Raw genomic sequence first — 24,417 nt, forward strand, 5'->3', positions numbered from 1 at the left:
GCACCGTCGAACACTTCGATTTGCTGACCCTTGGCCGCCGTGCCGCTCAGCACCACACTGGTTTCAACAGTCGTGCCACCCTCGACAATGTCCTTGTCGCTCGGCGAGCCCTTGACCGAGTCGATGGTCGGCGGATCGAGCGCCACCGGCTCACCGATGACAAAGTCCAGCACATTCGAATAACTGGTGGTGTTGCTGGCCGCCCGGAAGATTTCGTAGTGCACCTGCACTTTTTTCCCGCGATCAGGCTCGATGTGCTGCGCCACAAACGCCGCGTTCAGCGGGAAATCGACGTCCTTGTCCTTGGACAGTGCGTTGAGGTTTTTAAAGTCGGTAACAGGCTCATTGCCTTCTACGATCCAGAAATAAGTGACGATATCGTTGGCCTCGCTCGGAACAGCCACCGGCCGTGGGGCGGTGAGTTTGCTGGTGCCACCGGGCAGGTCTTTGGGTTCGAGCACGCCATCTTTTTCACCCAGCACGATGGGTTTGACCAGTTCGCGTTGCGGCTCACCAACGTTCAACAGCGCCGCGTGCAGGGAAGCGCGGCGGGTGATGGTGCCGTCTTCATCGGTCAGCAGGTTGTACGACAGATCCAGCGTGCCGCCCTCCAGGGTTTTGCCATGTTTGCCCTCGATAGTGATGATGAAACCGTTGCGGTCATTGGCCTCGTCTTCAGTCGGGAAATACCAGTCCAGTTCCGGATCGTAGGTGGTCAGGTCGGACCGGGTGCCGAACCATTTCAGTTCGATCGCGTTGTCCGGGGTGATCAGCGGGTCGTAGGGAATGCGGATGCGGTATTCGGTGAGGTCGGGGTCAATTGCGCCACCGCTCTTGTCGAGGGCGATGGGCGCGGCCAGGCGCGAGGCCTCGCCGATGATGCTGTAGGCGCGCGACTTGGATTGGTAGTTCTCGATTGGAACGCCCGCGCGCAGCACTTGGTAGGAATACATCGCCGTGCGTTTGGCCAAGGCGCGCAGGGTACTGTTTTTGTGCGGGATCGAGATCCGCGCCGGTGGCGTGCTTTCAATGTACTGGCGCACCGTTTCGCTGATCTCTTTGCCCTCGAGGCTGGTGCCGGTGACAAGGACGACGATCTCGTCGCCTTTTTTGTAGATATTCACGTCATCCGCCCAGACTTCCACCTGCGGTATCTCGTCACCCAGAACCTCCAGATCGACGATGAGACCGTCGGCCTGTTTGAGGATGGGCGCGCCGAGACGCAGGTTCTGGGTATCGACGGCGATGGACACGGCCTCGCACCAGTCCTCGGATTCGTTGTACACGCGGTCGCGAATCTTGTAGCTGACCATCACGCCGTCGGAATCGCCGGCCGAGAGGATGGTGGCCTCGTCGATCAGAACCACGACGGGATGACTGTCGGGATCGTCAATCTGTTCCTGGGTGACGGGAGCGGAATCCACGGTTTTCCCGGCCCAGGCTGCGGTGGTCACATCACCCAGGGCCATATGAAGGTACGGCACGCTGCTGCCAGGCTTGGGTTCGACGATGACCAGCACGCCTTTCCTGGCCATTTCCTTGTCGATCCCGTCACGCACCACATCCGGCGGATCGAAGGCCATGGCCAATTCCGAGTGGCCATAATCAGGATTGGTATCCTGGCCACCGGGCAACTCGAGTTTGACGAACAACTTGAGGACCGGCCCGGGTTCGACGGCCTGACTGATCCGTTTGACCTCATAGGACAGCTCCCAGTCGCCGCTGAGCAAGCGCTGCGGCGGGACGAACAGAGTGACGCGTTCGCCGACTTCGATGTCATGGGTGATGGTCTTTTGATCCACCATGGTTTTGTTCAGCAACAACTTGCAGTTATCGCCCCTATTCATGTTGGACCAGGCCGGGATCTGGATCTTCAGGCCCTTGTCGGGAAAGTTGAGCCGTGCGGCAGCAAGGTTGATGCCCCAGGTGCCGTCCGGCAACAAAATGCCGCCGGTGATTTCCGGGTCTAGCAGAGCCAGAGTCGAGATTTCTTTGCGTGGTTGGACGAGCATGACGGGCACTCCTGCCGAGGATGGGGCGATGGAGTGATTAGGAGATAAAACCGGAAAATGCGCACCTGTCAGATCTGACAGGTGCAGGCGATAATCAGACGAGTGGTAAAACTTTTGCCGGCCTGTAACTGCGAAATCTATTCATCAGATATGACGAACAGACTTCACGGAGCAGCCGGCGGCAGTGTATTGGATACCCGGACAAAGGGGTCAGCCAGCAGCGTCATCTGATCGCAACAACGTTTGAATAGTGACCTTTATCCATCGCATCGCCGTAGCCTCCTGTCACCAGGTACTTGGTTCTTCTACCCGCGAATGGCCACCAGTAAGAACTCCAGTCAGTTGACCAATAGTGGTGATTACCCATGGGCCACCTTGCGCCATAAGCGGCGTGAATTTCGTTAAGTTCTGCCATGTTGGGGATGCGCGCACCGTTGGCGTTGGCACTTGAGTTTGCCGTTTGCCAAACTGCGTTGCCCAGACCGAGGCAATGAATGACATTTGTCACAGTCACGGTATAGCTCCTGGATTGCCCGATACTGTCTCTTGCAGTGATCGCCGTGCTGCCTTTGCCACGAGCGGTTACAAAACCTGCACCGTCGACGGCGGCGACCGCCGGGTTGCTTGAGCTGTACGTTTTTGCTCCCGAGCCGCCCGTGGCTTGGTGTTGGACCGAGTTCCCCGAGTTGAAAGCGGGGAGAACGTTAGAACCTGGAATGATGTAAGTCTTGCCACCTAATGTGACTGGATTCGTATTGAAGTTCAGCGGTGGTATCGGATTGTTTCTGGTGAAGCTCCGCGTACTGGAATTCTGATCAGTCGCCACTGCTTTGGCATACACCGAATGCCCGCCAAGGGCTATTTGCAATGCATATGTCCATATACCGCTGCCATTGCTGCGCACCGTCTGTAAAGGGCTGTTGTTGTCATAAATCCGCACATCGTACAAAGGCGTCACTGAACCCCTCAGACTCACCGATGAATCTGTGGTAGTGCTGCCGTTGTTCAATTCGCCTCCCGAATGCAGGACCGATGTCAGCGTCACTGCCCAGTGAGCCTCGACTCTAAAACTGTGCAACGGTGACTCCAGTTGATCTCCATAAAGTGCCCGGACCTTGATGGCGTACGGTTTCCTGCCCAGCGAGGTCAGCTGGGTAGATCCTTTGCCCGCGCTGTCCAGATTGATAGGCGAGCCGATGATGGCGAGTTCGTCATAAAGCTGAACGCGCTGGTTGGGATCCGCCATGACCGCCACGGACACCTCAGTATCGTAGGTCAATCCGCCATGGGGAACCGGCCCCCTGGAGTCGCTGACTGCGGTAATGCTGGGTTTCGTGGCGACGCCAACGGTAAAAGTTCGCGGTTTACCAATCGGTACTTCCGCGTCGTACAGGGCTTTGACCGAGATTGTTTGCAGACCTTCCTCCAGGCGATCGACAGGGCATTCCCAAGTCCAGAGAGCTGTGGCCTGCGGCGTACCCTTGAGGTCGCCATTGATACCTAATTCGACTTTTTCACCGCGCGTCGCCGTGCCATGGATCGTCACGCGCTTGTCGTAGGTCAACCCGGCTTCGGGAATTTCCTGGCCTTGCGGATTGAGAATTCTGGTGATGACCGGCGTCACATAGTCGTAGCGTGTGCGGATCGTCAGCGGCAGGGCGGGGAACTCGATTGCAGCAGTCTCTTGCGTGCTGTTGTCGAAAATCACTTTGCATTTCACCTCCGCTGGAGAACTGTGCCGCAACTTCGAGAGCTCACTTCTGAGCAAGGACTCGTCCAGGCCTCCAGCCACTTGCTGGTCACTGATTTGATGATCTTTCAGTACATCGATCCGGTAGCTGCCGGTGCTGGTTTCGCCCTCTACACAGACCCACGTGCGCTGGCCCTTGGCAATAAATGGCCATATGTTCACCAACACCCTCGCGTCGCCGGCAAACTCCATCAAATCCAGTACAGCCTTGTCTGCCTGAGGTACTTGCGGAGTGGGCAGATCGTTTTCCGGATCCTGGAAGTCGAGGATATTCAGTGGCAGCGTTTCAGAAGGTGTCCACAAGCCATAGCGCTGTACTTCATAGTTGACGTCAACCGAGCGCCGAATGTTGGCACCCACAAACGAGGCGGGCAGGTGAAAGGTGACGATGCGGGAAGGTACTGCGGGTTGTTCCAGATCCTCTGATGTACCGGCCCCGGGCGTCCCCCGCCATTTCAGCGCGAGGGTGTCGAGGGCTTCGTCCATGCTCAGATAACTGCACTCGATATCGACACCGTTGAGCGCATCCATCGGGTTCAGCGAACCGTTGGGTGCCTGTAATACGGTAGGCGCAGGCAAATGCCCCACCGGTATGCCAATCATTACTTCGAAGGGTGCTGAATAGCTGTACTTTTCTGTCGCGGCATGCAGCAGGGTGTATCGGACAGTGACCGTATAGCCGATATTGGCCGAGACGTATTGGGCATCCACTCTAAAACGCGCGGTCTTGTCGATCGACAAATGAGTGATGGGGACGCTGCCTCTGATTGAGCTGAAAGCGGAGATACCCAACCAGTGATACGTCAGCGTGTCGCCCTTGGACCAATTGACCGGTTTGACCAGCACATGAGCCTGGGTATAAACCAGCGTCGGGTCGATCACGCCATCTTTGGCTTCTTCTACGTCGGGTGCCGGCAGTGTGGCGGGGAGTGCGCGTACCTCGACCCGCAAAAAGTCAGACTCACTGAGTCCATAATCGGCAGGGTCGTCGTTGTACACCCGGTAATAGAGTTTGAGGCTGCCGTTGTTCAGCGCGAGGATGTGCTCGTTCATCACAAAGATGTAAATGAAGCCTGCCTGCTCATCGTTACTGCTGACGTCATACGGTTCCTCATATACGTAAGGCGTCCCGTCTGACTTCGTGCCTTCCCAAACCATGTTGATCGTGTCGCCGGTTTTAAGGCTCGGGTAGGCAATTTTCACGGTCGCTGCTTTGCTGTCTCCAGGCAAAATGGCACCGATAACTTCTTCAATAATCGGCGCCGGCAACAGCGCCGGGTTACCGACCACTTTGACGAAGGTGCGCTTGGAATAGAGCAGAGGGCTACCGTCTTTCTTGCGCAAAACGTAGGAGCCATCGAGTGTCCCGATGGCGAAGAGACTGACGAAGGCAAAAGGGATCGGGAACTCGAGAATGTACGGCAGATTGCCGACGATGATTTCCTCGGTCAGTGTACGAGGCGCTGTTCCGGTGCCTCCGACACCGGCGACACTAATCACGATCGTGTCGCCCGTGGAGAATTCTTTATTGATGTCGAGCCGGATCAGCAGATTGGTCGCCTGATGGTCGAGCTGATCGAGATGGAGTTCGCCATCATCGGCATCCTCGAAAAAGGCCGGGTCCAGGCGAGCGGCACCAGCATCCACCTGAACCGTGGTCTCCTTCGACCATTTCTCGCACCAGTTCCAGACCTCATCATGGATTTCGTACCTGATCGGCAACGCATTGCTATCGCCGGCGGTCAGGATGTCACCGGGCGACGCGGTGATGACAATTTCTTGCGTGCCGTCGGCCTCGGCTTCTGTGACTACGTGCGGGGTCAGAAAAACACTGCCCCAGCGCACCCAGATGACGTCGCGCACCGTAATTTCCCGATAGTGCTTGATGGTCATGGGCACGCCCTTGCTCGACCACTCTTTGCTGACACCATTGTCGATGACATCCTGCGGCAACCCGACAATGTCGAGGTGTGAGTGCCAGGGAAGATGTTGCTCGTCATCCTCGCCGGCGGGCAAATTCAATTTCACCAACAGCGTCAATACGACGGAGGGGTCGTCAGGGAGCGATTCTCCTAGCCGGGTTACCTGGTAATAGCACTCGGAGTAACCGGGGGCGATTTCAGCCGTCGGGAGAAAGAAGAACAGTCGTTCATTGACTTCTTCAGCTTTGACTTTCAGTTCGTGAATGACTTTTTTGTCCCAGAAAATCTGGATTTCATCGCCTGCCCCCATGCCGAGGTAAGGGTCGATAAGACTGAAAATTCCTGCCTCGGATTCTTCAAATATGCCCAGGTTGATACCGCCGTCGGCATCCTCAACTGGACTAGTCATGCCGGCGAAGTAGATGGGCCATACTTCTAATGGCGCGACGGACAAGTCTCTGCGGGGAGGAAACAGAAAAAGTCTGAAAGATGTCATGAGTAGTACTGCCTGAGGACTGAAACGGGTGATCCCGTTTTAGTCCCATTCATTGCTCATTGACTACTGTCAGATCTGACAGGGGTAGGCGTTTTCCAGACGGACGGTCAAGTGCAGGCAAGTCTTTTTATTGAACGTCCGCTGAGCACTGCGCGCTACTGATGCGCAATTTGGCTGGGTCAAAATGCGTAGGGGATGCTGACTTTGGCCCACAACATTTCCCCTTCCGGCCGGTTCTCCACATCAAATTCCTTGGCCCAGCGAATCTCCGCACTGGCGTACTTGAGAAAGGTGAAGTGCAGCGCCGGGCCAATCGCGAACACTTTGCCGCGCACACCATCATCGACGTCCTGCCCGGCAAACTGCACGGTGTGGCCGAACTGTTTGTCGTCGGTGGTCTGCTTGAGGTAGTAGCCGTTGACGCCGAGCATCAGGTCGTCGGTGATCTTGTAGCTGGCCGAATAATCGAAGTGGAAAATTTGCCCTGACTTGTAATCGGTGTCCTTGTTTTTCTCGTTGAAGCTGTAGGTGGTCTTCATCGAGACTTCGGTCTTTTCGGTCGGCAACCAGGTGAACGAGAACAGCGGTTTGTAGGTGTAGAAATTGTTGCTGGTGTTGGCCAGTCGATCGACGCTGTATTCGCCGGTGGGCACGGTAACTTCCACAGCGGCGCCGAGGGTCAGATTCTTGCCCATGTCCCACAGAATGATCGGCGCGAAGGTGGTATCGCCCATGCCTTCGCGGGTGTCGCTCAAGCCGAACACCGAGACTTCCTGTTTCAGCCACGGCTGGGCGATGTAGCCGGCCAGACGTCCGCCGAACACACGCACCGGGCTTAAATAATCGAGACGCGGAATCACTGCAGTGGATTCGATCTCGACATTCGGCACCTTGCCGCCCAGCGAGCTGATGTTGAGCGTGGTCGATTTGTAATGGTTGTAGTAGAGGTTGAACGCGACCATGTTCTGCGGAAGGCTGTCGACTTCCAGCGGCAGCATGAAGAAACCGTCGGTGCCGGTGCCGATGTTGTCGACCCCGGCTTCGGTGGCAAGGGCGGGCAACGTCAGGGTGCAACCCGCGATGAAAAGGGCGAGCGGCAAGAAGGATGTTGCGCGGTTCTGGCTCATGACTGTCCTCATTATTATTGTGATTGGGACCTGGTACCGGTCGCTCGGAGCGCCGGTACGCTAGAAATAAGCGTTTGGCGTACGTTGGGGCAGGGTATTGGCGGACACCGAGGGGGGCATCTGCGGACAGCTCGCGCACCCTGTGCTAACTTCCTTCGACATAACCGGTTACAAAAATAACAATCAAGCGTGATCCGGAATGTCAGCCCCCATGAACGTAAAAGTCCAAGATCCGACCTTCGAACTGGCGCTGGTCTCGCCATTTCTTTTGCAAACCCTCGCCGAAGTCGCACAGAACAAGGGCATCGATCCCCAGAGCCTGTGCCGTGGCCTGGGTTTTACCCTTGATGATCTGCAGGATCCGGCGCAGCGGATTTCCTATCGTCAAGCCGTGGCGATGATTCAGCGCGCGCTCAAAGTGCTGCCCAATCAGGGGTTGGGATTGTGGGTCGGCGCGCAGAACGTACTGGGTACTTTGGGTCTGCTCGGGCATGTGTTGTCACTGTGCAAGACCTTGCGTGATGCCTTTGCGCTGGGCATTCGTCATCAACACACCTCGGGCGGGATTGTGGTGTCCAGTGTCGATGTGGTTGGCGGGCAGGTGCATCTCGATGCTGAATGTCGCCTGCCATTTGCCGATGTGCAGGTGTTCGCGGTCGAGGAGTTTTTCGCCAGTCTGCTGGTGTACGGCCGCGCACTGGTCGGGGCTGAGTTCAAGGCGATTGCCGTGGAATTTGTGCATGCCGCACCGGATTACCTCAGCGAATACCAGCGCTTGCTCGGGCCGGACGTGCGCTTCGGTTGCCTGCATAACCGCATGCTGATCGAGGCGCAGTGGCTAGACGTGAATCTGCCCAATCATCATTCGCTGGCGCTGCGTCAGGCCGTTGCATTGCTGGAGCTGGAAGCGGCGCAGGTGCATCAGAAACTTGATTTGATTCAGGCTGTGGAACGGGCGATTGCGCGGGATCTGAGTAGCGGCAGCCACATTGAAAAGATTGCTGGTGATTTGAATATGAGCAGCCGCACCTTGCGCCGACGTCTGACTGAGCATGCGCTGACGTTTGAGGCGTTGCTGGAGCAGGTGCGCCAGGCGCGGACGCTGAGTTTGCTGGGCAATCCTGATATGCCGATCGAGCGGATTACCGAGGAAGTGGGGTACAGCGATGTGCGCAGTTTTCGCCGGGCATTCAAGCGCTGGACGGGGCTGAGCCCTAGCGCCTGGCGTAATGACGCTAACCCTCACCCCAGCCCTCTCCCAGAGGGAGAGGGGGCCGACCGCAGTGTCTTGTGAGTTACATCGACCTGAAGAATTGCGTCGATTATGGATTCACGGCTGCACGTTCAAGTCGGTGTCTTACCTCTATTATCCCCTCACCCCAGCCCTCTCCCGGAGGGAGAGGGGGCCGATCGAGGTGTCTTGCGAGTTACATCGACCTGAAAGATTGTGTCGATTATGGATTCACAGCTGCACGTTCAGGTCGGTGTAGATCTCAAATATCCCCGAATCAGTTCCCTCTCCCCCCGGGAGAGGGCTAGGGTGAGGGGCTTTTGACTTCCATCCAAACCCCCACAAACCCTCCGGCCACAGGTAAACTCCCGCGCACTTTCCCAAGGAGTTCACATGAGTTACTACCAGCCGGGCATTCTCGCCACCCCAGTTCCTGCGCAAGCACGTCACCTGTTTTTCGCCCTTGAATCGGTGGAAGCCCTGCCGCAGGCGATCGACAACCTGATCAATCAGGTGGACGGCAAGTCGGCGGTGGTCGGTTTTGGTGAATCCCTGGCCAAGGCCCTCAATGTGCAGATCGACGGCCTGCGCAGCTTCCCGGCCATGAGCGGCGTTGGCGTCGAGAACCCGTCGACCCAACACGCATTGTGGGTGTGGCTGCACGGTGTCGACCGTGGTGAACTGCTCAACCGCTGCAACGCCCTCGAAGCCGCACTGGCCCCGGCCCTGCGTCTGGTCGAGATGCAGGAAGCCTTCCGCCACAAGGACGGCCACGACCTGACCGGCTACGAGGACGGCACCGAAAACCCGCATGACGAAGCCGCCATCGCCGCCGCCCTGCAAAGCGCTGGCATTGATGGCATGGTCGGTGGCAGCTTCGCCGCGATCCAGCAGTGGCAGCACGACCTCAAGGGTTTCCACAAACTCTCGTCCGAGGACAAAGACAACATCATGGGCCGTCGCCTCAGCGACAACGAAGAGATCGATGACGCCCCAATCTCCGCCCACGTCAAACGCACCGCGCAGGAAAGCTTCGCCCCGGAAGCGTTTGTCGTGCGCCGCTCGATGCCGTGGATCGAAGGTGATCGCGCCGGCCTGATGTTCCTCGCTTTCGGCTTCTCGCTGGATGCCTTCGAAGCACAACTGCGGCGCATGAGCGGTCTGGAAGACGGCATCACCGATGGCCTGTATCGCATCAGCCGACCGATTACCGGCGGCTACTACTGGTGCCCGCCGCTGAAGGACGGTCACCTCGATTTGCGCGCTTTGCGCATTGGCTGATCTTGAAAAAAGGGACTGAAAAATGAACGTGGTGCGCTGGGGTATGATCGGTTGCGGTGATGTCACTGAACGCAAGAGCGGGCCGGCCTTCTACAAGGTGCCTGGCTCGGCCTTGGTCGCGGTCATGGGCCGACGGCTTGAGGCGGTGACTGACTACGCCGCGCGCCATGGCATCGCCCGGGTTTACACCGATGTCGATGCGCTGATCAACGATCCCGAGGTGGACGCGGTGTACATCGCCACGCCCCCCGACAGCCACCACGCCTACAGCCTGAAAGTCGCCGCCGCCGGCAAACATTGCTGCGTGGAAAAACCCATGGCGCTGAGTGCCGGGCAAAGCCGTGAAATGCAGCAAGCGTTTGCCGAGGCTGGTTTGCACTTGTTCGTTTCTTACTATCGCCGTTCGTTGCCACGCTTTGCGCAAGTAAGGCAGTGGCTGGAGGAGGGGCGAATCGGTGACGTGCGGCACCTGAGCTGGACGCTGACCAAAGCGCCGTCGCCGGCGGATCTCGAGGGTGGCGACAACTGGCGCACCGATCCGGCGGTGGCCGGTGGCGGGTACTTTGCTGATCTGGCCAGTCATGGTTTTGATCTGTTCCAGTATCTGCTTGGCGACGTTGTCGAGGTCGCCGGTTTCACCGCGCGTCAGGCCGGGTTGTATGCGGCAGAAGATGCCGTCAGCGCCAGTTGGCGGTTCGCTTCCGGAGCGCTGGGCATGGGTTGCTGGAGCTTTGTCGCGGATCGGCGTGAGGATCGCGTCGAGATCATCGGCAGCCTCGGGCGGATCAGTTTTTCCGTATTCGATGAGCATCCCGTGCAATTGCATGCCGATGAAATCATCAGCCTGGACATTCCTCATCACGAACACATCCAGTGGCATCACGTGCTGGGCATGAATGCGCATATTCGTGGCGATTCACAACACCCCGCAGTTGCCGAGCAAGCGCTCAAGACTGATTGGGTCATGGACCAGATCCTCAAGCGCCACTGACCTTCCGGTTGTACACCTTCCCAATGTGGGAGCGAGCCTGCTCGCGAAAGCGGTGTGTCTGTTTCAAAAATATTATCTGACACGCCGCCTTCGCGAGCAGGCTCGCTCCCACATTGGGCAGTGCGTCGTCGCATCTAAGGTTATGCCCATTCGGTATTTCTCAAACTCGTCATAACAACTCTAAGATCACGTCATAACTCGTTATAACAAGTGATCCAGTGATGACCGATAACGTTCTTTCCCTTAGCAGCGTTCCTCTGCACACCCAACTGCGCGACGTCCTCCGTGCGCGGATCCTCGACGGCGAATACCCGCAAGACAGTCAGATGCCCTCCGAAAGCGAACTCGGTGCGCTGTTCAAAGTCAGCCGCATCACCGTGCGCCAAGCGCTGGGCGATCTGCAAAAGGAAGGGCTGATCTTCAAGATCCACGGCAAAGGCACCTTCGTCGCCAAACCGAAAACCTTTCAAAACGTCAGCAGTCTGCAAGGCCTCGCCGAGTCTATGACTGGCCGTGGCTACGAGGTGATCAACCGTCTGCGCAGCTTCAAATTCATCCCGGCCGACAAGCGCGTCGCCGAGCGTTTGCAAGTCGCTGAGGGCGAGATCGTCGCGCAGATCAAGCGTGTGCGGTTGATCAATCGCGAGCCGATCTCGCTGGAAATCACCTACCTGCCCAAAGCCGTTGGCGAGCGACTGGAGAAGGCTGATCTGGTCACCCGCGACATCTTCCTGATCCTTGAAAACGACTGCGGCATTGCCCTTGGCCACGCCGATCTGGCCATCGACGCCGTGCTCGCCGACAGCGACCTGACCCAGGCGCTGAACGTCGAAGCCGGCTCGCCGATCATGCGTATCGAGCGTCTGACCCACGACGCACAGGGCCAGCCGCTGGACTTCGAACACCTTTACTACCGCGGCGATGCGTTCCAGTACCGCCTGCGAATCGACCGGCAAAAAGGGGAGCAGGCATGACCCGCAACGTGCTCGAACAGGAATACGACATCGTCGTCATCGGCGGTGGCACCGCAGGCCCGATGGCCGCGATCAAGGCCAAGGAAAAGAACCGCGACTTGCGCGTGTTGCTGGTCGACAAGGCCAACGTCAAACGCAGCGGCGCGATCAGCATGGGCATGGACGGCTTGAACAACGCGATCATCCCCGGCCACTCGACGCCGGAGCAGTACACCAAGGAAATCACCATCGCCAACGACGGCATCGTCAATCAGGCCGCCGTTTACGCTTACGCGACTCACAGCTTTGAAACCATTGAACAACTCGACCGCTGGGGCGTGAAGTTCGAGAAGGACGAAACCGGCGATTACGCGGTGAAAAAGGTCCACCACATGGGCGCCTACGTGCTGCCGATGCCGGAAGGGCACGACATCAAAAAAGTCCTCTATCGCCAGTTGAAACGAGCACGGGTGAGCATCACCAATCGGCTGGTCTGCACGCGGTTGCTGACTGACCAGGAGGGCACCGTCAACGGTGTGATGGGCTTCGACTGCCGCACCGCCGATTTCCATGTGATCAAGGCCAAAGCGGTGATCCTCGCCTGTGGCGCTGCCGGCCGCCTCGGTCTGCCGTCTTCCGGCTATCTGATGGGCACCTACGAAAACCCGACCAATGCCGGCGACGGCTACGCGATGGCCTATCACGCCGGCGCCGAACTGGCCAACCTCGAATGCTTCCAGATCAACCCGCTGATCAAGGATTACAACGGCCCGGCCTGCGCCTACGTCACCGGCCCGCTGGGTGGCTACACCGCCAACAACAAGGGCGAACGCTTCATCGAGTGCGACTACTGGAGCGGGCAGATGATGTGGGAGTTTCACCAGGAACTGGAGAGCGGCAACGGCCCGGTGTTTCTCAAACTCGATCACCTGGCGGAAGAAACCATCCAGAACATCGAAGAGATACTGCACAGCAACGAGCGCCCCAGTCGCGGCCAGTTCCACGCCAATCGTGGCACCGACTACCGCACGCAGATGGTCGAAATGCACATCTCCGAAATCGGCTTTTGCAGCGGCCACTCGGCGTCTGGCGTGTGGGTCAACGAGCGCGCCGAGACTTCGGTGAAGGGTTTGTACTCGGCGGGTGACATGGCTGCCGTGCCGCACAACTACATGCTCGGAGCGTTCACCTATGGCTGGTTCGCCGGGCATAACGCTGCGGATTTTGTCGCTGGGCGCGAGTTTTCTGCGCTGGACGCCAAGCAGATCGAAAAGGAAAAGGCCCGGGTCTACGCACCGCTGGATCGCGAACACGGTCTGCCGCCGGCGCAGGTCGAGTACAAGCTGCGGCGCTTCGTCAACGATTACCTGCAACCGCCGAAAGTGACCAAAAAGATGCAGATCGGCCTGCAACGCTTCAGTGACATCGAACGCGATCTCGATCAGATGAAAGCCAACAACGCCCACGAACTGATGCGTGCGATGGAAACCAGCGTGATCCGCGACTGCGCCGAAATGGCTGCACGCGCCTCGTTGTTCCGCGCCGAAAGCCGCTGGGGTCTGTACCACTATCGTGTCGACCATCCGCAGCGCAACGATAGCGAGTGGTTCTGCCATTGCCATCTGAAGAAGGGGGATGACGGCCAGATGACCAGTTTCAAGAAAGCCGTCGAGCCTTACATCATCCCGCTCGATGCCGAAGAAATGCAGGCGTACGACCGCTTGCGGGTCGGCGCATTTGCCGCTTGATGCACTACTAAAAGAGAGTCCGAACCATGGCCTATCAAGCTCAGGAAATCTTCTTCCGCTCCAACGCGCCCGTCACCGTGGACGAGGACAAATGCATCGCCGAAAAGGGCTGCACCGTGTGTGTCGACGTTTGCCCGATGGACTTGCTGGCGATCAACCCGGCGACGCAAAAGGCCTATATGGCGTTCGATGAATGCTGGTACTGCATGCCGTGCGAGAAGGATTGCCCGACGGGGGCCGTGAAAGTCGACATCCCCTATCTCCTGCGTTGAAACCCGATCGAAATGTGGGAGCGAGCCTGCTCGCGAAAGCAATCGTTCATTCAACATTGATGGTGACTGGCACGCCGCCTTCGCGAGCAGGCTCGCTCCCACATTTGAACTGCGACACCCCAAAGCCATCCGGAAACCCCGGACGCTGGATTCACCGAAAACCCCTCGTTTCCCACCGCGCCCCGATCGCGGCGGAGACGAACTCAAATAAATGATTCGAGGGGAAACACTCATGTTGCGTGCAGCAATCGCCGGTCTGGTACTGGCTTCATTCACTGTGTCGGCCTCAGCCGAAACCATCCGCATCGCCATCGGCACCCAGGACACCACCATCAACTGCGCCGCTGGCGGACTGTTGATTCGTGAACTGGGCCTGCTCGACAAATACCTGCCCCACGACGGCGCCTACAAAGACGCCAAGTACGACGTACAGTGGAAGAACTTCACCAGTGGCGCGCCGCTGACCAACGAGATGGTCGCCGGCAAACTCGACTTCGGCGCGATGGCCGATTTCCCCGGCGCATTCAACGGTGTTGCGTTCGAAACCGCCGGCAAGCACAGCCTGTTCATCAGCGTGCTGTCGGGGAGCATCAAGGGCAGCGGCAACGGCATTGTTGTGCCGAGCGCGTCGGGCGTGCAGTCGCTCAGCGAACTCAAGGGCAAGACGATTTCCGTGCCGTTCGCCTCCACCGCCCACGGCATGTTGCTGCGTGCGGTGGCGGCGCAGGGTTGGGATCCGCTTAAAGACGTCAACATCATCGCCCAGCCGCCGGAAGTCGCCGGCTCGGCGTTGCAGGCCGGCAAGATCGACGCCCACGCCGATTTCGTGCCGTTCGCCGAACTGTTCCCGAGCCGGGGTTTCGCCCGCAAGATCTACGACGGCGCTCAGGCCAACGCACCGACGTTCCATGGTGCGCTGGTGGATCAGGCTTACGCCAAGAAGTACCCGGAGATCGTTGTCGCTTATCTGCGAGCGAGCATCGAGGCCAATCAACTGCTCGCCGCCGAGCCTGAGAAGTACAGCGAGTTGATCGCCAAAGTCACCGGCGTCGATGCCGAGGTGAATTATCTGTTCCACGGCCCGCTCGGCGTGCAGACCCGCGACCTGAGCTGGAAGCCGGAATATCGCCAGGCAGTCGGCACGGCTATCGATACGTTGAAGCTGCTGAAGAAGGCTGATCGCGGGCTCGATCTGAATACCTTTGTCGACGATCAATACATTCGTGCGGCGTTCAAGGCGTCGAACCTGGATTACACGGCGCAATTGGCCAATTACGCGCAGACGCCGTTGCAGGCTACGGATGCGGCGACAGGGAAAGCGATTACTGACGTTAGCCATGTTGTCGAGATTTGGGTGCGGGGCGAGGGCAAGGTGCGTCAGTACGCGTCGGCGGAAGAAGCCTTTACTGCGCTGGCTGCTTTGAAGCAGGAAGGCAAAAGCGTCCGTGCCGTGTATGCACAGGCCAGTGATAGCGGGATCAAGTTGCTCGCGGAGCAGGCTTGGTTTGCCAGTGACGCCAAGGGTCGCCTGAGTGCGTTTCTACTCAAGGGTCAGGCTCAGCAATATGCCTCGACGCAGGGCGGCAAGGTTTTCGACTTCACGGATGCCACGACCCAAGCGGTTGCTGCTCGCTGATTGAAGATCAAAAGCCCCTCACCCTAGCCCTCTCCCAGGGGGAGAGGGGACTGACCGAGGTGTTTGGACTCGCTACGCCGACCTGAAATACCGAGTCGAACTCAGGTTTTCAAGCATGAACACCTGCTCGCTATCGAGCCGAACTCAGGTTTTGAAAAACATAAAGATCGGCTCTTGCTTGAGCCGAACTCAGGTTCTGAAAAACATGAAGATCGGCTCCCTTTCCCCCTCGCCCCCCTTGGGGGGAGAGGGCTGGGGTGAGGGGGGTAAATCTCAGCCACAACACAGATCCAGAACTGGAAACCCGATCAATGAATTCACCCACCCTACGCTGGACATCAAGAGCCATATCCTTGCTGCTCTGCCTGCTGTTCTGGCAACTCGCCGCCAGCCACCACTGGAACCTCGGCCTGGTCACCTTCGCCAACGTACCGACACCCATCGCGGTGATCGAAGCAGCGCTGGGCCTCGGCGACTCCGGCAAGCTCCTGCAACACCTCACCGCCAGCCTCAGCCGCGTCTTCGCCGGCTACCTCGCCGCACTGCTGATCGGCATCGCCCTCGGCCTGGCCATCGGCCGCTCGAAATGGGCCGAAGACCTGCTGCTGCCACCGCTGGAAGTCCTGCGCCCGATCCCCGCCGTCGCCTGGATCCCGCTGGCGATCCTGATGTTCCCGTCCTCTGAACTGTCGATGGTCTTCATCACCTTCACCGGTGCACTGTTCCCGATTCTGCTCAACACCGTGCACGGCGTCGAAGGCGTCGACCCACGTCTGATCGCCTCAGCGAAAAGCCTCGGGGCAGGGCGCCGGGCGATCCTGCTGGAAGTGATTTTGCCGGGCGCCGCACCCAGCATCATCACCGGCCTGGCGATCGGTATGGGCACCTCGTGGTTCTGCCTGGTCACGGCGGAAATGATCTCCGGCCAGTTCGGCATCGGTTACTACACCTGGGAGTCCTACACGATCCAGAACTACGCCGACATCGTCGTCGGCATGTTGCTGATCGGCGTGCTGGGCATGGGCAGCAGTCTGCTGATCAAACGCCTGGGCGGGTTGTTCACGCCTTGGCATCGACCGCGAGGAAAAGCCTGATGAGCGCGATGCAAACCCCGGAAGGACGGATCGATATTCGCCAGTTGTCCATTGTCCTTGGGCAGGGAAGGGAAGCCTTCGAAGCGGTGCGCGAGCTCGATTGTCAGATCGAACCGGGCCAGTTCGTCTGTATTCTCGGACCGTCCGGTTGCGGCAAATCGACCTTGCTCGGCGCCTTGGCCGGGCACCTGAGCGCTCATGCCGGCAGCCTGAAAGTCGATGGCGGCGAAGTGTCCGGTCCGTCGCCGCAGCGCGGCATGGTGTTCCAGCATCACACGCTGTTTCCGTGGCGTACGGTGCGTGACAACGTTGCCTTTGGCCTGAAAATGTGCGGTATCGGCAAGGTTGAGCGCCACCGCGCCGCCGATGAAATTCTCAAACTGGTCGGCCTCGAAGGTTTCGCCGAACGCTGGCCCGATCAGCTGTCCGGCGGCATGCAGCAACGCGTCGAAATCGCCCGCGTGCTGGTCAACCGCCCGCGCCTGTTGCTGATGGACGAACCGTTCGGCGCACTGGATGCGTTGACCCGCCTGAATATGCAAGAGCTGCTGCTGGACATCTGGACGCGCATCCGCACCACGGTCGTGTTCGTCACTCACGACATCGACGAGGCGCTGTTCCTCGCCGACCGCTTGCTGGTGATGAGCGCACGACCGGGACGAATCATCGAAGACTTGCGTCTGGATTTTTCCCGGCCACGCACCAGTGAACTGGTCACCAGTCCTGAGTTCTCGCGCCTCAAGCGCCACTGCCTCGACCTGCTGCGCCACGACAACGACCGACCGCTGCCGCGCCTCAACCCGCTCGGCCTGCCTCCTGAAAACCCTTTGCCGCGATTTGCCCTATGACCTCTATTTTTGCTGTGACCGATAACCAAGACATTCTCGATCTGCAACCGCGCCTGACTGCCGAAGACGCCGGCGTACGACGCATTGCCCTGATTGATCTGGCGGATCTGGAAGAACCCGATGGCTTGCTCTGGCTGGTTGATCGCCTTGGTCAGGATCCTGCTGAAGAAGTCCGCGCCGAAGCCGCGCGATTGCTTGAGGCCTGGGAAGATGAGGACGTTGTGCAAGCCTTGTGCGAAGCGCTGACCGATCCGTCGCCCGCCGTGCAATCCGCTGCTGCGCAGAGCTTGAGTCTGCTCAAGACTGAAGCGGCGGGGCAGGTGATTTTGCCGTGGACCGATCACGCCGACGTCAGCGTGCGCATCGCGGCGTTTCGCGCCTTGCGCGAATTGCGTTTCGCCGACGCCGCACCGGCTGCCGTCGCCGCACTCAACGATGCTGACGCTAACGTGCGCCGTGAAGCGGTCGGCGTGCTCGGCTGGCTCAAACAACTTGACGCGTTGCCGGCGTTAGCAAGATTGGCCAGTGACGATCCCGATACCGAAGTTCGCCGCGCCGCCACCGGGGCGTTGGGCCTGGCCTCCAGCGCTGAAGTTTTGCCGGCCCTGCGCCAGGCTTTGCAGGACAACGCCTGGCAAGTGCGCGAAGAAGCCGCGACGACCCTGGGCAAGGTCGGCCACATTGACGCGGGCCCGGCGCTGGTTGAAGCCTTGAGCGACGATTACTGGCAAGTACGCCTGCGCGCCACCCGCAGTCTCGGCCGTTTGCGGTTCGCCCCGGCACTGGACGCCTTGATCGACACCCTCGGCCATCGCATCAGCAACCTGCGCAAGGAAGCCGCGCTGGCTTTGGGCGAGTTGAATGATCGCGGCGCTGTGGCTGCCTTGCAGGCCACGCAGGACGACGGCGACCCGGAAGTGCGCAAAGCCGTGCGCATTGCCCTGAGTCAGTTGCAATGAACCCGCTGTCGGTGGGTAACTCACAAAGCGAGCAAACCCTGCGACTGACCTGGCCGGACGGCCGCGAGCAGCAACTCAACCACGCCGAACTGCGCCGCCAGTGTCCATGCTCGCAATGCCGCGCGTTTCGCCTCAAAGGCCTGACACCAATGGTTGATGAACGCGTGCGCCTGATCGAACTCAACCCCCAGGGCTACGGCGTGCAACTGGTGTTCAGCGACGGCCATCAACGCGGTATTTACCCGTGGGCCTATCTGGCAAACCTCAATCCTTAGGTCCACCAAAATCAACTGTGGGAGCGAGCTTGCTCGCGAAGGCGGCGGGTCAGTCGACATCTGTTTTGACTGATCTACCGTATTCGCGAGCAAGCACGCTCCCACAGGGTTTTGCAGTGTCTTTTCGGTTATTGCGCGGCAGTCATCGACGGTCGGCAGCCATAGAAAATATCCAGCCCCGGCTGATACACCGACGTCCTCACCTCAAACAACCCCAGCACCGAGTGAAACAGGTTGTCGTGGCTCAGATCCGCCTGCCCGGTCTTGCCTTGCAGGCAACTGCGATCAATCCCCTCACTGGCGAGCGTGCCGTCGCCAAACCACATCACCATCGGCACATGGGTCTGCGCTTCAGGTGCCAGCGCATACGGCGCTGCATGCAGATACAGGCCATTCTCGCCCAGCGATTCACCGTGATCGGAGACATACACCATCGAGGTATCCAGCGAGTCCTGATTGCGTTTGAGCAGTTCGATGACCTTGGCGAGGAAATGGTCGGTGTAGAGAATCGTGTTGTCGTAAACGTTCACTAGTTCATCGCGGCTGCAGCTGCCCAACTGGTTGGTATGGCAGATCGGTTTGAAGCGCTCCATGTCTTTCGGGTAGCGCTCGTAGTATTCCGGGCCGTGGCTGCCGTCGGCGTGCAGGACGATGATCGCGTGGCCCTTGAGGCTGTCGATGTAGCTTTGCAGATCGGCCAGCAGTGCTTCGTCGAGACAGTTGTTGCCGTCGCAGAACGGCCCCGGCTGATGCTTGGAAATATCGCGATTGGGTACGCGCAGGCAGGTGCCTTTGCAGTCGCTGTTGTTGTCCAGCCACAGCACTTGCACCCCGGCGCGCTGGAGGATGTCGAGCAGGCCTTCGTAGGTTTTGCCTTTCTTGTCGCTGTAATCCTCACGCGGGAACATCGAGAACATGCACGGCACCGACACCGCCGTCGACGTGCCGCAGGAGTGCACCTGGGTGAAATTGAGGATATCGAGTTTGCTCAGTTCGGGATTGGTCTCGCGCGCATAGCCGTTCAGCGAAAAGTGATCAGCGCGGGCGGTTTCACCGACCACAAACACCATCAGTGATTTCTTCTCGCGGCTGGCGGCCTTGGCGCTCATCACCGCGTCTTCGCCGATGGCCTGCACCACAAAGTGCTTTTTGATGCCCAGGCGTTGCTTGGTGTACTTGCTGATCGCGTAGATGTAATTGGTCGGGTTGATGAAGTGGGTGAGCTTGTCTTCTTCGCGAAAGATCGGCGCGTAGGTCGAATAGAACGCGCCCACCGACGCGGCGATCACCAGCACACAGGCGATGATCACCAGTACCTTGTTGAGCAGACCGCGAAAGAACGGCCGATAACTCACCGGCCAATGCCAGATCAACGCCGCCGGCAACACACCGAGCAACAGCAGGTAAGCCAGCAGCTTGCCGTTGAACAGCGCGGTGGCTTCGGCGGGGTTGGTTTCGAAGACGTTCTGAATCATCACCGTGTCGATGGTGATGCCGTATTCGTTCATGAAGTACGCGGCGCAGGCCGAGAGCAGGGCGACCACGGTGAGCAGCGGTTTCAGTGTCCAGCGAAACGACACCAAGGTCAGCAGCAGGGTGATCGCCGCCCACAAAAACAGACCGAACGAAGCAAAGAACGCCACTTTGTGCGCGCCTTGCAGGGTGATCAGCGTACCCAGCGCCTTCCAGGTTGCCAGGTTGTACAACGCCACCAGTGCCAGCGAAAACAGCAGGACCAGTCGGGTCGGCGTGATGGACGGTAAACGCAGTCCGTTGCCCAAAGCCATGTCAAACATCCCTCTACATAAAGAGAAAAACCACGCGGTTGCGCGGGTAACTGTAGAAGAACATTAGTAAAAAATTCGTAAACATCCTGTAACAACTACCGAGCTGGCTCACCCATTCAAAACTGTGGGAGCGAGCCTGCTCGCGAATGCGGTGGTTCATTCAGCATTGATGGCGACTGATACACCGCCTTCGCGAGCAGGCTCGCTCCCACAGGTGGTCAGCGTTTTTCAGAAGGATTTGCTGAGGCTGGCGACGACGGTGGCGGTGCAGACATCCTTGAAGCCCCAATTGCTCAGGCACTGGCTCTGCGAAAGATCGGTGTCGATATAGCTCAACCCCAACACCACCCCCGCCAGATTGTGGGTGAGTTTCACCTCCCATTCGCGGTACGACTCTTCGGCGCTGCCGGACGCCGAATACAAATGCGGATCCTTGAAATCCATATTGCCGTAACGCAGCTTCAACCCAGAGTTGTACGGCAATTCAGTTTCATAGCTGACATAGCTGTACAGCGAACTCTGTTTGCTATCAATCCCCGGCGCATCGCTGGAGTAATACGCCGCCAGCTTCACCCCGTAGACACCGATAATCCCGTAGACCTCGCTCTGGTTGAACTGGCTTTCCTTGGGGTAGGCGTACTTGAGGTAGCCCAGATCGAGGCTGACCTCCTCGGTCGCCTGCCACAGCCAGCCACCGTAGTAATCCACTTCCTGGCGGGTTTTCAGGCCGCCGCCGAAATCGACGTTGGAGCTCCACGCGCCGAGGTACAGACCGCTGCTGTGGGCGAGGGTCAGGCCGGCCTGCATGGCGGGGTCGTTTTGGGTTTGCGAGATGCCGCGAGTGCGGTAGTCGCTGGCCAGGGTCAGGTCGACCAACAGCGCAAAATCATCGTTCAAGGGAATCGCAAAACTGCTCAACGGCAGCAGGCTGAAAAAACTCAGGGCGAACAGGGGCAAGGCTTTCATGTGAAGTCCCGATGTTGTGATTATTTTTGGGGGCAGGAAGTAAACCTGTAGGAGCTGCCGCAGGCTGCGATCTTTTGATCTTGGTTTTGTAAAATCAAAGTCAAAAGATCGCAGCCTGCGGCAGCTCCTACAGGGGGGATCAGTGTTGTTATTTTGCGGCGGGGTAGACCTGGCGGCCGCCGAACCAGGTTTGCAACACTTTGGTGTCGTGCAGGGCTTTGTTGTCGACGCTGAACACGTCGCGGTCGAGGACGATAAAGTCAGCCTGCTTGCCCGGCGTCAGCGAGCCGATCTGTTTCTCCAGGCCAATCGTGCGCGCCGCGTTGACGGTGTAGGCATAGAACATCGTGTCGCGGTCCAGACGCTCGTCGGCATTGAGCACACCCAGCGGGCCGACGCGAGTAATCGCTTGGGCCATAGCATTGAACGGGTTCGGCGACGACACCGGCCAGTCACTCGCGCCGGCAATCGTCGCACCCTGTTTCAGCAGCGAGTGAGCTGGATACTGATAGCGAAAGGCGAGGGCGCTGACGTAAGGCTTGATCATGTCGGTGGTGTAATCGTCGGCGCTGGCCCACAGCAGTTGCATCGAGGCGATCACGTTGAGCGGTTTGAAACGGGCGAACTCTTTCGGGTTGACCATTTGCAGGTGAGTGATCGAGTGGGTCACGCCGCTCTGGCGATCCTTGCGCGCCTGAGCGATGCCGTTCAGCGATTCACGCACCGCGCGGTCGCCGATCGCGTGGATGTGCACCAGCCAGCCGCGCTGATCGATGGCGCTGACCAGTTCGCCGAAATGCTGCGGATCGATCAGCAGTTCGCCTTGTTTGTGCGAGTTGCTGTACGGATCGATCATCGCCGCGCTCTGCGCCGGGAATTCGATCACGCCGTCGGCGAAGATCTTGATCCCGGGTAGAGTCAGGTTGGGGATGCCCTGAAATTGCTGGCGCACCTTGTCCAGCGTCTCGAGGTCGGCGGGCACGCTTTTCGGGTTGGCCACCAGCAGCGCGGCGACGTGCACGCTCATGTCGCCGCTTTCTGACAGCGCTTTATAGGCTGGCAGCACGCCGACGGTTTTTTCGCTCGGCTTGAGCGCGAACACCGCTTCGCCCGGCGCGGCGTTGGCGGCCGGATCCATCCACGCGGTGATGCCGAGGCTGTTGTTGTAGCGCACCGCTGATTTCGCGGCCTTCAACATATCGGCGGGGCTTGGCACCGGCATTTTCGAGGCGACCCGGTCCCATCCGGCGTCGACGACAAAACCGTTCGGCTCGCCATTGGCCAGTTTGCCGATGGTGTCTTTTTCCGCGTCGGGCAGGGTTTTCAGCAGCGCGGCGTCGATGCCGGCGCGCTTGAGCATGACGTTGTTGGCCCATGCCGTATGGTGGTCGCTGCCGATAAACACCACCGGCACATAGGCCCATTCGCCGTTGTTGAAGGTGTTGCCCAAGGCCTCGGCTTGCGCCCAGTAAACCGAACTCATGCCGGCAATGCTCAGCACGTCGCCATGTTTGGCCTTGCCGTCTGCACGCCAGTCGCGCAGGCGCTTTTGCAGTTCGTCGAGGGTGACGACTTCGTCTTCCAGGTTCGCCGAGACCATTTCCAGACCGCCGAAAATCGCGTGGGAATGGCTGTCGATCAGCCCGGGCATCAGCGCTTTGCCCTTCAGGTCGATCACTTGAGTGCCGGGTTCGATCAAGGCTTTGATCTGCGCGTCGCTGCCGACTTTCAGCACTTTGCCGTTCTCCACGGCCAGCGCTTGCACTTTGGGTTGCGCACGGTCGGCGGTGAAAATCTTGCCGTTGAGCAGGATCAGATCAGGGGCGGCGATGGCTTCCATCGAGGCAAAACTTACAGCGGCTACCAACAGACTCGGGATGAATCTTTTCATTGAAGATTTCCTTGTTATTGCGTCTGATGGCGAGATTAGTGGCTGGCACCGGCCGACAGAACGCCTCCCTCACGAAAAACGTTTTTGCCTGAATGGAAAAAGCATGGACAAGTTGGGCGCATTGAAAATGTTCGTGGTCACCGCGCAGCTCGGCAGTTTCAGCCGCGCCGCCGAGCAGTTGGGCAAGACCCCGTCGGCGCTGACCAAAGCGGTCAATCACCTGGAGTCGGAGCTGGGCGCACGGCTGTTCGAACGCAGCACGCGACGGATTTTGTTGACTGAAATCGGTCGGGTATACCTGGAAACCGCGCGGCTGGTGTTGCAGCGGCTGGATGAGGCCAGTGAGGAAATCGAGCAGTTGCAGCACGGCTTGCGCGGCAGCCTGAAAATCACCGCACCGCTGGCCTATGGGCGGGCGTTTCTCGATCAGGTATGTGACGGCTTTTTGCAGCAATATCCGCAGATCAGCCTGCAAGTGGATCTTTGTGATGCCTTCGTCAATTTGCTGGAAAGCGGCTACGACCTGGCGCTGCGTGAGGGCCACGATGATTTGCCGGGGTTGATTGCGCGGGTGGTTGGCAGCAATCGTCTGGCGTTGTGCGGCAGCCCCGAGTACCTGGCTCGCAAGGGCTTGCCGGTGAATCCGCAAACCCTCGAACAGCATGAATGGCTGCTCTATCAACACCCATTGCTTAGCCGCGAATTCTGGTGGGCCGAGCGCGACGGGCAACGCTTGAGCCTGGCACAACCCGCAGCGCCGTTGTTGCGCAGTGACAATTACGATTTGTTGCTGGCGAGTGCTTTGGCCGGGCGTGGTTTGCTGCACACGCCGTTGTGGAGCGCTGCGCCGTACATTGCCGATGGGCGACTGGTGCGGGTCATGGCCGATTATGAGATCGACCCGGATACCTTTGGCCCGCACATTCTGGCGGTGTATCCGAGTCATCGTCGGGCCACGGCGAAGGTTGTTGCCTTCATTGATTACATCTCGGAATTCCTTGCCGAACGCGGCTTGGGCTGACACCCCGTTTCCCTGTAGGAGCTGTCGAGTGAAACGAGGCTGCGATCTTTTGATCTGGCTTTTTAAAAACAACATCAAAAGATCGCAGCCTTCGGCAGCTCCTACGTCGGCCTAGGCCGACTGGCGGCGCTTGTCAGGAAAATCCTACAGGAGTACA

The 24,417-nt window shown here is 58.9% G+C and carries 17 protein-coding genes and 1 pseudogene; 12 read left to right on the forward strand and 6 right to left on the reverse strand.

The window, feature by feature from the left end:
- The 3 genes and pseudogenes from F8N44_RS17750 to F8N44_RS17760 all read right to left on the reverse strand — a co-directional run.
- Positions 1-2,012: pseudogene (locus F8N44_RS17750) on the reverse strand (hypothetical protein); the annotation flags it as partial.
- Positions 2,013-2,235: 223 nt separating this feature from the next.
- A complete protein-coding gene (locus F8N44_RS17755; RefSeq protein WP_150651197.1) occupies positions 2,236-6,180 on the reverse strand; it encodes an Ig-like domain repeat protein in 3,945 nt (1,314 codons plus the stop codon).
- A gap of 179 nt (positions 6,181-6,359) precedes the next feature.
- Positions 6,360-7,307, reverse strand: a complete 948-nt coding sequence (locus F8N44_RS17760) for a transporter (RefSeq protein ID WP_150651198.1) — start codon at positions 7,305-7,307, stop codon at positions 6,360-6,362.
- A gap of 211 nt (positions 7,308-7,518) precedes the next feature.
- Between F8N44_RS17760 and F8N44_RS17765 the strand changes: the two genes are divergently transcribed.
- The 11 genes from F8N44_RS17765 (at position 7,519) to F8N44_RS17820 (ending at position 18,595) form a co-directional block, all read left to right on the forward strand.
- Positions 7,519-8,601 (forward strand): AraC family transcriptional regulator, encoded by a 1,083-nt coding sequence (locus F8N44_RS17765; protein ID WP_150651199.1) that lies wholly within the window; start codon positions 7,519-7,521, stop codon positions 8,599-8,601.
- A 330-nt stretch (positions 8,602-8,931) separates the two neighbouring features.
- Positions 8,932-9,819, forward strand: coding sequence for a Dyp-type peroxidase (locus F8N44_RS17770; protein ID WP_150651200.1), 888 nt, complete (start codon positions 8,932-8,934; stop codon positions 9,817-9,819).
- A gap of 22 nt (positions 9,820-9,841) precedes the next feature.
- Positions 9,842-10,810 carry a Gfo/Idh/MocA family protein gene (locus F8N44_RS17775; RefSeq protein ID WP_150651201.1) on the forward strand — a complete coding sequence of 323 codons (969 nt, stop codon included), beginning with the start codon at positions 9,842-9,844 and terminating at the stop codon, positions 10,808-10,810.
- 221 nt (positions 10,811-11,031) lie between these two features.
- Positions 11,032-11,784, forward strand: coding sequence for a GntR family transcriptional regulator (locus tag F8N44_RS17780; protein WP_016774450.1), 753 nt, complete (start codon positions 11,032-11,034; stop codon positions 11,782-11,784).
- Complete coding sequence (locus F8N44_RS17785; protein ID WP_150651202.1) at positions 11,781-13,511, forward strand: fumarate reductase/succinate dehydrogenase flavoprotein subunit; 1,731 nt, start codon at positions 11,781-11,783, stop codon at positions 13,509-13,511. The genes F8N44_RS17780 and F8N44_RS17785 overlap by 4 nt, the downstream gene beginning before the upstream one ends.
- A 26-nt stretch (positions 13,512-13,537) precedes the next feature.
- A complete protein-coding gene (locus F8N44_RS17790; protein ID WP_003225615.1) occupies positions 13,538-13,783 on the forward strand; it encodes a ferredoxin family protein in 246 nt (81 codons plus the stop codon).
- A 211-nt stretch (positions 13,784-13,994) separates the two neighbouring features.
- Positions 13,995-15,419, forward strand: coding sequence for an ABC transporter substrate-binding protein (locus F8N44_RS17800; RefSeq protein ID WP_191630913.1), 1,425 nt, complete (start codon positions 13,995-13,997; stop codon positions 15,417-15,419).
- A gap of 311 nt (positions 15,420-15,730) precedes the next feature.
- Positions 15,731-16,513 (forward strand): ABC transporter permease, encoded by a 783-nt coding sequence (locus F8N44_RS17805; RefSeq protein WP_150651204.1) that lies wholly within the window; start codon positions 15,731-15,733, stop codon positions 16,511-16,513.
- Complete coding sequence (locus F8N44_RS17810; protein WP_150651205.1) at positions 16,513-17,361, forward strand: ABC transporter ATP-binding protein; 849 nt, start codon at positions 16,513-16,515, stop codon at positions 17,359-17,361. The genes F8N44_RS17805 and F8N44_RS17810 overlap by 1 nt, the downstream gene beginning before the upstream one ends.
- Positions 17,358-18,320 (forward strand): HEAT repeat domain-containing protein, encoded by a 963-nt coding sequence (locus F8N44_RS17815; RefSeq protein WP_150651206.1) that lies wholly within the window; start codon positions 17,358-17,360, stop codon positions 18,318-18,320. The genes F8N44_RS17810 and F8N44_RS17815 overlap by 4 nt, the downstream gene beginning before the upstream one ends.
- Positions 18,317-18,595, forward strand: a complete 279-nt coding sequence (locus F8N44_RS17820; protein WP_150651207.1) for a DUF971 domain-containing protein — start codon at positions 18,317-18,319, stop codon at positions 18,593-18,595. The genes F8N44_RS17815 and F8N44_RS17820 overlap by 4 nt, the downstream gene beginning before the upstream one ends.
- Before the next feature lie 128 nt (positions 18,596-18,723).
- Here the strand turns inward: F8N44_RS17820 and F8N44_RS17830 are convergent, their stop codons facing one another.
- The 3 genes from F8N44_RS17830 to F8N44_RS17840 form a co-directional block, all read right to left on the reverse strand.
- A complete protein-coding gene (locus F8N44_RS17830; protein WP_412071520.1) occupies positions 18,724-20,376 on the reverse strand; it encodes a phosphoethanolamine transferase in 1,653 nt (550 codons plus the stop codon).
- Positions 20,377-20,610: 234 nt separating this feature from the next.
- On the reverse strand, positions 20,611-21,348 hold the full coding sequence (locus F8N44_RS17835) for a TorF family putative porin (RefSeq protein ID WP_150651209.1): 738 nt from the start codon (positions 21,346-21,348) through the stop codon (positions 20,611-20,613).
- A gap of 148 nt (positions 21,349-21,496) precedes the next feature.
- On the reverse strand, positions 21,497-23,239 hold the full coding sequence (locus F8N44_RS17840; protein ID WP_150651210.1) for an amidohydrolase: 1,743 nt from the start codon (positions 23,237-23,239) through the stop codon (positions 21,497-21,499).
- 103 nt (positions 23,240-23,342) lie between these two features.
- Between F8N44_RS17840 and F8N44_RS17845 the strand changes: the two genes are divergently transcribed.
- A complete protein-coding gene (locus F8N44_RS17845; RefSeq protein WP_150651211.1) occupies positions 23,343-24,260 on the forward strand; it encodes a LysR family transcriptional regulator in 918 nt (305 codons plus the stop codon).
- The last annotated feature ends 157 nt before the right edge of the window (positions 24,261-24,417 follow it).

The organism is Pseudomonas fluorescens (assembly GCF_902497745.1).
Taxonomy (GTDB): domain Bacteria; phylum Pseudomonadota; class Gammaproteobacteria; order Pseudomonadales; family Pseudomonadaceae; genus Aquipseudomonas; species Aquipseudomonas fluorescens_BM.

Excerpts from the sequence above, each read along its gene's own strand:
- F8N44_RS17755 (WP_150651197.1), bottom strand. The coding sequence starts at position 6,180 with ATGACATCTTTCAGACTTTTTCTGTTTCCTCCCCGCAGAGACTTGTCC.
- F8N44_RS17760 (WP_150651198.1), bottom strand. The coding sequence starts at position 7,307 with ATGAGCCAGAACCGCGCAACATCCTTCTTGCCGCTCGCCCTTTTCATC.
- F8N44_RS17765 (WP_150651199.1), top strand. The coding sequence starts at position 7,519 with ATGAACGTAAAAGTCCAAGATCCGACCTTCGAACTGGCGCTGGTCTCG.
- F8N44_RS17770 (WP_150651200.1), top strand. The coding sequence starts at position 8,932 with ATGAGTTACTACCAGCCGGGCATTCTCGCCACCCCAGTTCCTGCGCAA.
- F8N44_RS17775 (WP_150651201.1), top strand. The coding sequence starts at position 9,842 with ATGAACGTGGTGCGCTGGGGTATGATCGGTTGCGGTGATGTCACTGAA.
- F8N44_RS17780 (WP_016774450.1), top strand. The coding sequence starts at position 11,032 with ATGACCGATAACGTTCTTTCCCTTAGCAGCGTTCCTCTGCACACCCAA.
- F8N44_RS17785 (WP_150651202.1), top strand. The coding sequence starts at position 11,781 with ATGACCCGCAACGTGCTCGAACAGGAATACGACATCGTCGTCATCGGC.
- F8N44_RS17790 (WP_003225615.1), top strand. The coding sequence starts at position 13,538 with ATGGCCTATCAAGCTCAGGAAATCTTCTTCCGCTCCAACGCGCCCGTC.
- F8N44_RS17800 (WP_191630913.1), top strand. The coding sequence starts at position 13,995 with ATGATTCGAGGGGAAACACTCATGTTGCGTGCAGCAATCGCCGGTCTG.
- F8N44_RS17805 (WP_150651204.1), top strand. The coding sequence starts at position 15,731 with ATGAATTCACCCACCCTACGCTGGACATCAAGAGCCATATCCTTGCTG.
- F8N44_RS17810 (WP_150651205.1), top strand. The coding sequence starts at position 16,513 with ATGAGCGCGATGCAAACCCCGGAAGGACGGATCGATATTCGCCAGTTG.
- F8N44_RS17815 (WP_150651206.1), top strand. The coding sequence starts at position 17,358 with ATGACCTCTATTTTTGCTGTGACCGATAACCAAGACATTCTCGATCTG.
- F8N44_RS17820 (WP_150651207.1), top strand. The coding sequence starts at position 18,317 with ATGAACCCGCTGTCGGTGGGTAACTCACAAAGCGAGCAAACCCTGCGA.
- F8N44_RS17835 (WP_150651209.1), bottom strand. The coding sequence starts at position 21,348 with ATGAAAGCCTTGCCCCTGTTCGCCCTGAGTTTTTTCAGCCTGCTGCCG.
- F8N44_RS17840 (WP_150651210.1), bottom strand. The coding sequence starts at position 23,239 with ATGAAAAGATTCATCCCGAGTCTGTTGGTAGCCGCTGTAAGTTTTGCC.
- F8N44_RS17845 (WP_150651211.1), top strand. The coding sequence starts at position 23,343 with ATGGACAAGTTGGGCGCATTGAAAATGTTCGTGGTCACCGCGCAGCTC.